9 protein-coding genes are annotated in these 8,553 nt (G+C 68.6%); 4 read left to right on the top strand and 5 right to left on the bottom strand.

The features are described 5' to 3' along the window. A partial coding sequence (locus tag DW298_RS15940; protein ID WP_136043457.1) for a serine hydrolase domain-containing protein occupies positions 1–533 on the bottom strand: 533 nt, incomplete at its 3' end. Between the two features lie 97 nt (positions 534–630). Here DW298_RS15940 and DW298_RS15935 point away from each other — a divergent pair. Continuing rightward, positions 631–942, top strand: a complete 312-nt coding sequence (locus DW298_RS15935; protein ID WP_136043456.1) for a DUF2470 domain-containing protein — start codon at positions 631–633, stop codon at positions 940–942. Between the two features lie 82 nt (positions 943–1,024). Continuing rightward, positions 1,025–1,672: a biliverdin-producing heme oxygenase gene (locus DW298_RS15930; protein ID WP_029264391.1), complete on the top strand. Its 648-nt coding sequence runs from the start codon at positions 1,025–1,027 to the stop codon at positions 1,670–1,672. Between the two features lie 7 nt (positions 1,673–1,679). Here DW298_RS15930 and DW298_RS15925 read toward each other — a convergent pair whose 3' ends face one another. After that, complete coding sequence (locus tag DW298_RS15925) at positions 1,680–3,089, bottom strand: DEAD/DEAH box helicase (protein ID WP_205820405.1); 1,410 nt, start codon at positions 3,087–3,089, stop codon at positions 1,680–1,682. A 114-nt stretch (positions 3,090–3,203) separates the two neighbouring features. Here DW298_RS15925 and DW298_RS15920 point away from each other — a divergent pair, with 114 nt between their 5' ends. Next, positions 3,204–4,274: a hypothetical protein gene (locus DW298_RS15920; protein ID WP_136043454.1), complete on the top strand. Its 1,071-nt coding sequence runs from the start codon at positions 3,204–3,206 to the stop codon at positions 4,272–4,274. A 33-nt stretch (positions 4,275–4,307) separates the two neighbouring features. Here the strand turns inward: DW298_RS15920 and DW298_RS15915 are convergent, their stop codons facing one another. The 3 genes from DW298_RS15915 to DW298_RS15905 form a co-directional block, all read right to left on the bottom strand. Beyond that, on the bottom strand, positions 4,308–6,317 hold the full coding sequence (locus tag DW298_RS15915) for a cytochrome c oxidase assembly protein (protein ID WP_136043453.1): 2,010 nt from the start codon (positions 6,315–6,317) through the stop codon (positions 4,308–4,310). Positions 6,318–6,404: 87 nt separating this feature from the next. Further along, the gene (locus tag DW298_RS15910) at positions 6,405–6,692 is read right to left on the bottom strand and encodes an HU family DNA-binding protein (RefSeq protein WP_017203554.1); all 288 of its coding nucleotides are present in this window, start codon (positions 6,690–6,692) and stop codon (positions 6,405–6,407) included. A gap of 182 nt (positions 6,693–6,874) precedes the next feature. Then, positions 6,875–7,456 carry a TetR/AcrR family transcriptional regulator gene (locus tag DW298_RS15905; protein WP_136043452.1) on the bottom strand — a complete coding sequence of 194 codons (582 nt, stop codon included), beginning with the start codon at positions 7,454–7,456 and terminating at the stop codon, positions 6,875–6,877. Between the two features lie 147 nt (positions 7,457–7,603). On the opposite strand from DW298_RS15905, the gene DW298_RS15900 reads away from it, so the two are divergent. Further along, positions 7,604–8,431: an alpha/beta hydrolase gene (locus tag DW298_RS15900; RefSeq protein ID WP_136043451.1), complete on the top strand. Its 828-nt coding sequence runs from the start codon at positions 7,604–7,606 to the stop codon at positions 8,429–8,431. The last annotated feature ends 122 nt before the right edge of the window (positions 8,432–8,553 follow it).

Here is an 8,553-nt window from a genome sequence, read left to right as displayed (position 1 = left end):
TACGTGCAGGCCGCCGACCGCGAGGCCGCGATCACCGCCGAGACCGTGCGCCTGGTGGCCTCGGACGATCCGGCCCCGCTCGTACCGTTGCAGAGCTGGAGGAGGGTGACGTCGGTCATGTCGGCGACCCCGGAGACGTACTTGGTCACCTTTGCGTCGAGCTTGAGGGTCCCCTCGTCCGCAAGGGCGTAGAGCACATCGCACGTCATGAGCCGGGTCACGTCCGCGATGCGGAACGTCATGTCGGTGGACAGTTCGCCACCGTCACGGTTCTGCGTGCCCGATGCGGCGACCCAGCTGCCGCTCCACGGCACCCAGACACCCACGATCGCCCCGGAGGCGCCGGATGCGGTGATCGCGTTGTCGATCGCCGCCTGCATGGCCTCGACCGTCGCGTCGGGCAGATCAGCGTCGACCTGCGCCGGTGGAGTGTAGGTGAAGGAGCCTTCGGAGGAGCATCCGGTGAGGACGAGAGCGAGCACGGCCGCACTGGCCGCTGCGGCACGCCAACGGCGCGACGAGAGAAGCTGCATGTAGAACCCCCGAGGATGTGTCTCCCGAGTCTAGAACGCCGATCCTGAAAGACGGCATCGAGCCGAGCGTTCCCGGCGCGCGCGTAAGGTGAGAATCGTGCCCCACCTCTTCGATGCCGACGTGATCACCGCGGTTCTCCGCCACATGAACGGCGACCACACCGACGACAATCTGCTCATCGCCCGCGCCTTCGCCGAGACCGATGCCGAGATCACCGAGTCCGTCATGACGAGTTTCGACGGCGACGGCGGAGTGTGGGAGATCACCGCGGGTGGCTCCAGCTCCGAGCTGCGCGTGCCGTGGCCGGGCGGACCGATCGCCGACCGTCCGTCGGTGCGTCGCGAGGTCGTGGCGCTCTACGACCAGGCCTGCGCCCGCCTCGGCGTCGAGCCCCGCCCGCACGCCTGAGCGTCGCGGAGACGCGTCGACGACCCGACTTCCGTCGACTCCGGGCTTTCCTCTGAGGTAAGGCTCCCCTTACACTGAGGTCATGCCCGAGATCCTCTCCTTCTCCGCCGCCCTGCGCGAGCGCTCGTCCGGATCGCACTCCCGCAGCGAGACCGCCGGCTTCATGTCCGACCTCCTGAAGGGCGAGGGCTCTCGCGAGGACTACATCTCGCTCGTCGCTCAGCACTACTTCATCTACGAAGCGCTCGAGAGCGCGGGCGACCGGATGCGCCAGGACCCGATCGCCTCGGTCTTCATCAGCGACAAGCTCACCCGCCTTCCCGCGCTCGAGGCCGACCTGGAGTTCCTCCTCGGCGCCGACTGGCGCGAGCAGATCGTGCCGCTGCCGACCACGCAGCGCTACGTCGACCGCATCCGTCAGGTCGGGGCGACCTGGGCGGGCGGCTTCGTGGCTCATCACTACACGCGCTACCTCGGCGACCTCTCCGGCGGGATCTTCATCGGTCGCGTGATGGCCCGCCGCTTCGGCTTCGAGACCAACGGCATCGGCTTCTACCTGTTCGACGACATCGCCGACCCCTCGGCCTTCAAGGACGTGTACCGCGAGCAGCTGGATGCGGCACCGTGGGACGACGCGGAGCGCGAGCGCGTGATCGACGAGGTGCTCCTCGCCTACCGCTTCAACACCGAGCTCTTCGAAGACCTCGACCGGGCGCGCGCCGCGGCCTGACCCGGGATCAGCCCTTCGGCAGTTCCGGCGTGGATGCCGCGAGCCAGGCGTCGCGCATGAACCGGCGCACGTCCTCATCCACCCGGATGTCGCGGGGTCGCAGCGGGCGCGAGAGATACAGCCCCTCGAGCGAGGTCAGCCGGCTCAGCGCGACATAGGTCTGCCCCGGCGCGAACGCCCCGGACCCGAGGTCGATGATCGCACGCTCATAGGTCTTGCCCTGCGACTTGTGGATCGTGACCGCCCATGCCAGCCGCAGCGGGAACTGGGTGAACTCGGCCACCACGTCACGCGACAGCTTCTTGGTGTTCTGGTCGTACGCGTACCGGAACCGCTCCCAGACGGCGGGCTCGACGTCGACCTCCTCACCGTCGATGTCGACGCGCACGGCACTGCCGATGATGCGCGTGACCGTGCCGATCGTGCCGTTCACCCAGCGCGGCGGTTCCCCGGACATCGCCGTGTCGTTGCGGAGGAACATCACCTGCGCCCCGACCTTGAGCTTGAGCTCCGACTCCGCCGGCAGCGACGCCTCGCCGCGACCGAAGTCGCCGCTGACCTCTGCCCGCGCCGTCTGCTCCTTGCCGGGCAGCGCCGCGAGGTGCCTGCTGTTGATGCTGTTCACGATGTCGTTGCGCGTGGCGAGGGTGATCATCGGCACCTCGCCCGGCTCCGGCTCCGGAGGTGTGCGGGCGCCCTGCGTGTTCAGCACCCCGGCGATCTCGGCGGTCACCCGCCCGTAGCGCACGGCGTTGAGCATCGCCTTGAACCCGTCGTCGGACTGCCGGTGGATCTGCACCAGCTCCCGCACGTGCAGGTGGGCGCGGGTGTCGACCTCGAACAGGCCCTCCTGATCGGACGACCCGAATCCATGGGTCCCTGAGCCCGTCGAAGGGCCGGCCCAGACCTTCGCGTCGAAGAACCAGAACGAGCGGTAGTGGTCCTGCACGTAGCGGGCCTCGTCGCCGCGAGGAGGAACGGGTGCGAGCTGATACGGGTCACCGAACATGACGACCTGCACACCGCCGAACGGCTCCCCCCTTCGCCCTCTGGCCTGGCGCAGAGAGCGGTCGATCGCATCCATCAGGTCGGCGTTGACCATCGAGATCTCATCGATCACGAGCGTCTCGATGGCATTGAGGATGCGACGCGTGGCATCGTTCTGATCGATGTCGGCGTCGCCGATCAGACCGATCGGAAGCCGGAAGAGGGAGTGGATGGTCTGACCCTCGACGTTCAACGCCGCGACGCCGGTGGGCGCGCAGATCGCGATCTGCTTCTTGGTGTTCCAGGCGAAGTGCTGCAGCAGCGTGGACTTGCCGGTGCCGGCGCGCCCCGTGATGAAGACGTGCTCGCCGGTGTCCTCGATGAGCCGGAACAGCTCTTGCTGCTCCTCGGACAGGGCGGGAAGGGACACGGCACTCACAGGGGAAGCGGGCGGAAACGGGGCGCCACCCATGCTACGTCCCGGCATCCGCCTGCGGCCGCCGACGCTCGGCGTCCCCCCAGGACGCCCTCCTAGACTGACGCCATGGGACGGGCCGGCACGCGCGCGCCCCGGCGATCGCGCCTGGGCGTCGATCTGGCGATGCTCGCCGTCGTGGGCCTCATGCTCGTGGCCGCACTGGGCGCCGGCGGGGCGACCCTGTACCAGCAGTTCTACGGCCCGTCCGCTTTCGTGGTCCGCTACCTCGACCTGCTCTCCTCCGGCAGCGCTGCCGACGCGCTGCGCATTCCCGGGGTCGCGATCGACCGCGAGACCCTCGAGAAGGCGGGCATCGATCCGTCGGCGTCGGAGGCGATGCTCCGACGCTCGGCGCTCGCGCCCCTGACGGATGTGAAGGTGGAGTCGGAGAAGCCCGCAGACGGCGGTACCGCGGTCACCGTGAGCTACCAGGCGAGCGGTCACGCCGGCACCAGCACGTTCCTCATAGAGCAGGACGGCTGGGCGGGCGTGACCCCGAACTGGCGTTTCACCACCAGCCCGCTGGCCGTGATCGACCTCACCGTGCGGGGCGCAGACCAGTTCGCGGTGAACGGCTTCGAGGTCGACCGTCGACAGGTGTCGGTCCTCGGCCCGGAGGCGGGCGCGCTCGACCCGCTGCCGCTGCTGGTGTTCACCCCGGGGCTGTACTCGGTGACCGTCGACACCCCCATCGCGACCGCATCCGGCCACGGCGTGCTCGCCGATACACCGCTCGCCGTCACGCCGCTCGATGTGCAGACCGAGCCGACCGAGGAGTTCGTCAAGGTCGTGCAGCAGCAGGTCGAGCAGTTCCTCACCGAGTGCACGACGCAGGAGGTGCTGCAGCCGACCGCCTGCCCGTTCGGACTGCGGGTCACCAACCGGATCACCGCCCCGCCGAAGTGGTCCATCGCCCGCCAGCCCGAGGTCACGGTCGTCCCCGACGGAGGGCAGTGGCAGATCCCGACCACCGAGGCCGTGGCGCACGTCGACGTCGAGATCCAGTCGCTGTTCGACGGGTCGATCGCACCGCTCTCCGAGGACGTGCCCTTCCAGCTCAACGGCACGATCGTGATCCTGCCGAACGGCTCGGCGTCGATCAGGGTCGGCGCACCGGGCGAGGTCCCGGTCGACTGAGTCCCGGTCGACGGACCATCCCCGCGACGGGTCTCAGCGTCCTTCGCGCTCCACGCGGCGCTGATCGCGCTCGGCGAGGGCCGCGAGCTTGGCGTTGTACTCCTCGAGCTCGGCGTCGCCGGTGCGATCCGCGTGCCGGTCGGCCCGACGCTGCAGCTTGGTGTCGCTGCGGCTCCACTGGATGGCGACCGTGATCGCGAGGATGAGCGTCGGGATCTCGCCGATCGACCACGCGATGCCGCCGCCGACGTACTGGTCCTGCATCGGGCTCACGCCCCAGTCGCGGCCCATCGCCCCGAACCAGTCCGCGACCATCAGCCCCTCCTGCATCATGATCGCGATGCCGAAGAACGCATGCATCGCCATGACGGCGATCAGCGTGATCAGGCGTCCGGGATACGGCAGCCGATACGGAACCGGGTCGGCCCCGATGAGGCTCATCACGAACAGGTAGCCGGAGATCAGGAAGTGGATAACCATCCACTCGTGGCCGAGGTGCTCGAACATCGACCAGCGCACGAGATCGGTGAAGTAGAAGGCCCACAGCGACAGGATGAAGATCGCCGCCGCGACGAACGGATGCGTGACCACGCGGGCGAAGGGCGAGTGCACCGCCCACATGATCCACTCGCGGCCACCGCGGGTGCCGTCGTCGCGCTTGTGGATGGCGCGCAGCGCGAGCGTGATGGGGGCACCGGAGACCAGCAGCAGCGGGATCGCCATCGACAGCATCATGTGCCCGAGCATGTGGATGCTGAACAGGTACTCCTGGTACGCGTTGATGGGCCCGCCGGTGACCCAGACGAGCAGCAGCATCCCCAGCACCCAGAAGACCGTGCGATGGATGGGCCAGCGGTCGCCGCGCACATGCAGGCGCCGCACGCCGGCCAGGTAGAAGAACAGTCCCAGCCCCGCGGCGATCAGCCAGAGCACGTCGATGTCCCACGCCGTGAACCAGCGCTCGAGGGTGAGCTCCGGCGGCAGTTCCGACCCGGTGAGGATCTGGGCGGGCGTCTGCAGGAACGCGGTCTCGCCGGTGGGCGGAGGCGTGCGGGCCAGAGCGGCCGCGGCGCCGGAGGCCAGCCCCATGAGGGCGACCTCGCACAGCACGAGCAGCCAGAACCAGCCGGCGGCGCGGGCTCCGGCGAGCTTCGGGATGAGGCGGGCGCGATACCAGGCACCGAGCAGGCCCATGCCGCCCAGCAGCGCGACCTTGGCGAGCACGATCCAGCCGTAGGGCGTGGTCCAGAGCGCGTTCCAGTCGCCGACGGCCACGATCGATCGCGTGACCCCCGAGACGGCGACCACGGCGAAGGCGGCGATCGCGAGCGACGAGTAGCGCCCGACGAGCCGCGCGGTGTCGACGTCGGCACGTCCGCGCAGCAGGATCAGCAGCAGCAGGCCGCCGAGCCAGACGGCTGCGCCGATCGTGTGCAGCAGGATCGAGTTGACCGCCATGTTGTGCCCGGCGAGATCGCCCGCATGACCCTGGGTCGCGAGCGGGAGGAAGGATGCCGCGGCGAGCAGGGCCGTGATGAGCGTGGGCGTCCAAGAGCGCCAGGCGAAGGCGAGCACCGTGATGATCGCGCCGAAGAGCGTCGTGATGAGCCAGGACTGGCCGAGCGGCAGCTCCAGCAGGAAGCGCCCCAGCTGCGTGCCGAACTCGCGCTCGATGCTGAGCTTCGGGTTGAAGGCCGCCATGAAGGCGAGGAATCCGGCGAGACCCGCGGAGATCGTGAAGACCGCGGCGCCGACCGAGGCGATGTTCAGGGCGGCGTCGAACGAGCGCTCCCCCGCGCGCAGGCCGAACAGCGCCAGCACCAGCGAACCGAGCATCACCGCGCCGGACATGTTCATCACGAGCTTGGCGATCGGCGTGCCCCAGAGCACGAACGGGCCCGGATCCTGCAGGAGCGGCGGCTTCGCGCCTCCGCCGACGAGAAGCGCGAGCGTCAGGGCGACCAGAGCCGCGACGACGAGGATGACGATCCCGGCGATGCGATACGCCGAGATCCGACTCGTCGACTCGCTGCGGGAACTCACCCCTCCAGCCTAGGCGCGCCCGGAGGGCGGAAAGCACGAAGGCCGCCCCCGTCGGAACGGGAGCGGCCTTCAATGAGGTGCGGTCGATTACTTGACGGCAGCCTTGAGCTTGGAGCCAGCGGTCACCTTGACGCGCTTGCCGGCCGGGATCTTGATCTCGGCGCCGGTCTGCGGGTTGCGGCCCGTGCGAGCAGCGGTGTCGACCTGCTCGAAGGAGATCCAGCCCGGGATGGAGACCTTGCTGCCCTTGGCAACAGCGTCGGAGACCGTGGCGAACAGCGAGTCGAGGACACCGGAGACGGTGGCCTGGCTCTGGCCCGTGGCGCTTGCGATGCTCGCGACGAGCTCGGTCTTGGTGATGGACTTGTCAGCCATGTCATCCTCCAGCGACGAGATCCCGTCGCATCGTTGTGGGTATCGGAGCGGATGCTCCTGGTCTAGTGACCGCCTTGAATGTATCAACCACCACCCTCATTTCCGCGTCATTTCGCGGGTTTTGGGCAATTACTTGGCGTGTCGCACCACTTTTGTCACTCCAGTCACAGATTCCGGGGTCGTCAGTGCGCCCGGTGAGCGTCGATCACAGCGCCTGCCGTGCGCTCGAAGGCGGGCGCGACGCGGTTCTCCCCGTCGAGATACCCGCCGACGAGCGCGGCGTCGCGCAGCAGCACGAGCGACGCGGCGACCTCGTCCGGACGCTCGAGCCCGGCCGCCTCGGCGACCTGCTGCAGCGTCGAGCGGAACCACTCCCGGTGCTCGTCGATGAGTTGCCGCACGGCTCCCTCGGCATCCGGATATTCCGCGGCCGCGTTGATGAAGGGGCAGCCCCGCGTGTGGTGTTCGCGGATGTCGGCGGCGATGCCCTGGACCACCGCATCCAGCAGCGCGTCGGGGTCGGAGACGGCCGCTCCCGCCTCGGTGAACATCGCGCGGAGCATCTCGTCCTCATGGCCGAGGTACGCGAGCACGAGGTTCTCCTTGCCGCCGAACTGCTTGTAGAGGGTGGCGCGAGTGACCCCGGCCTCCTCGATCACGCGGTCGACGCCGACCGCGTGGATGCCCTGCTCATAGAAGAGGCGGGTGGCGGCATCGATCAGCCGGGCGCGGGCGGGGCTGGGGCGCTTCGTCGTGGTGTCCATGGTCTTCCTCTCATCGTGTCATCCGAACCCCGGCATCCGAATCCGATTTGCCGATTTCGGGAATAGGTTGCGGTAGATAGAACGTTCGGTCTACTATCAGCGTAACGCACTTCCGATCAGCGGGAGCCGAACAGAGAGAAGAAGATCATGAACACCACCGACAAGACCCCCATCGTCCTGATCCACGGCCTGTGGATGACCCCCGCGAGCTGGAACACCTGGGCCGAGCGCTTCCGCGCCCAGGGCCACGAGGTCATCGTCCCGGGATGGCCCGGCATCGACGACCGCTCCGTCGAGGACATCCGCCGCGACCCGTCCGCCCTGAAGGGCATCGGCCTGAAGCAGATCGTCGACCACTACGAGCGCATCATCCGCGCGCTCCCCGTGAAGCCGATCGTCATGGGCCACTCCTTCGGCGGCGTCATCACCCAGATGCTCGCCGACCGCGGCGTCGGAGCGGCGTACGTGGGGGTCGCCCCCGGGCAGACCGCCGGCATCACCACCCTGCCGTTGTCGACACTGTGGACCGGCACCCCGATCCTCGCGAACCCCTTCGGCCGCAACGGCGCCAAGCCCCTGTCGAAGCGCCACTTCCACTTCACGTTCGGCAACGACCTGAGCCGCGCCGAGTCCGACCGCCTCTGGGAGGAATCCGCCGTGAACTCCTACAACCGGGTCTTCTTCGAGGGCGTCGCCTCCGCGTTCAACGAGAAGGGCGGCGTCACCCACGTCGACTATGCGCGCACCGACCGGGCTCCGCTGTACGTGATCACGGGTGAGATCGACCACGTCGTGCCGCCGGCCATCGGTCGCGCGATCGTGCAGAAGTACCGCTCCACCGGCAGCCCCGCCGTCGTCGACTACAAGGAGTACCCCGGACGCACCCACCGCCTCGTCAGCCAGAACGGCTGGGAGGAGATCGCCGACGAGGCCCTCGCCTGGGCCGTCGCGCACACCACCACCGCCGTCGCGTGACGCCGGGTTGCGCCGGCGCTGGGGGCTGGGGAGGTGCTGGGAGGCTGAGTCATGACGCCTCGTGCAGCGTCAGCAACTGCCCGCACAGAATGAAGGAGATCTCACGGAATGAAGGAGTGGAT

The organism is Microbacterium sp. A20 (assembly GCF_004794515.1).
Classification (GTDB): Bacteria; Actinomycetota; Actinomycetes; order Actinomycetales; family Microbacteriaceae; genus Microbacterium.
The sequence above is the reverse complement of the archived record's forward strand: the minus strand, read 5'-3'. Positions and strand labels throughout refer to the sequence as shown.